Origin of the sequence: Prevotella pallens ATCC 700821, assembly GCF_000220255.1 — a bacterium.
GTDB classification, from domain to species: Bacteria; Bacteroidota; Bacteroidia; order Bacteroidales; family Bacteroidaceae; genus Prevotella; species Prevotella pallens.
In genome coordinates this window covers 1-1,283 of record NZ_GL982525.1, presented here as the reverse complement: position 1 = coordinate 1,283, position 1,283 = coordinate 1, and the positions used below count along the sequence as shown (strand labels likewise).

Genomic DNA, 1,283 nt, shown 5'->3' with positions numbered 1-1,283 from the left:
AATATCTTTGCAACAAGATATCCCAAAGTAAACGAAGATAGAATATTTCACGACAAAGAAAATTGGATAGAAATACTACACTTATGGAAAGAACTAAAAACTAAACAGTTAGGAATGAACGAAGAAATAAACAAGTTGATAGATGCATTGCCCCCAAACAAGCAACTGTTGTTTGGTGTTTGTTGCGTTAAAAGAATAGAGAACTGCCTTTATAAGTTTCTGAAAAACAAAGAAGAAGAACCTGCAGCAATTGTAGTGGAGGGTGCAATTGATAGGCTTTTTAAGAGCTGTGTGTTGGCTTATTTCGCTAATAGCTGTATGATTTTTAGCGAGGAAGTACAAGCATTCGTAGAATATCTAATTCCCGATACCGACGCAGACGGAAGCAATGAAGTTCTATATGCACAGAACGCAGCAATAGCATTGGTATATTGCATCAGGTTTACAAAAGAGCAAAATGACGACTTTATTCACTATTGTGCACTAAAAATACTTGAAACAATAGATGTTATGGCGTTCAACATATCAGATAATGAACGTTCAAACATACTCGTTTTGCAAGAAACAGAAACGCAAAAGAGAATTATAAAACTAATAGATGCTATGCCAAACAACTTCGACTTTAACGAAATAGAAGCGTTAAAAGAAACCATTGCCCAGTTTTCTATTGACTAATAATGCAATCGCCCAGTGGAAAACAATAATTAGCAGTATTGATAGATATGCCGCAGTAACTTATAAAAACAAGCAAAACCACTATATGTTGCACATATTAGTCCACAGAATGTTCAGCAAACACACTGCAAGGCTCATTCATTGTGTAATATCAGCGAACACACCGCAAGGTTTATTCATTACTTAAAATGTATATCAACGGACATTCCACAGGGTCTATTCATTGCGTAAATGTATAACAGCGAACACACCGCAGGCGTAGGGGCTGATTCATCTCGCCCGTACATCATTCATAATCCAACAAACACACCACAAGGTTCATTCATTGCGTAAAATGTATATCAACGAACATTCCGTAGGCGTAGGGGCAGATTCGTCTCGCCCGACAATCATTCATAATCCAACAAACACACCACAAGGTTCATTCAGTGCATAAATGTATAAAGCGAACACACCGTAGGCGTAGGGGCTGATTCATCTCACCCGTACAATCGGCTATTATTACTCTCGAGAAAGTTAGCAAAACTACTATGAACAAGTAGCTACAGTTCGATAAATATAATTCACCCCTAAATAGGTAGAGTAATATATAAACACAACAAAAAAGA

The 1,283-nt window shown here is 37.0% G+C and carries 1 protein-coding gene; it reads left to right on the top strand.

Translation table 11 applies throughout. The features are described from left to right. Nucleotides 1-675: DUF416 family protein (locus HMPREF9144_RS12470; RefSeq protein ID WP_006046504.1), on the top strand; the 675-nt coding region annotated here is incomplete at its 5' end. Nucleotides 676-1,283: the final 608 nt, after the last annotated feature.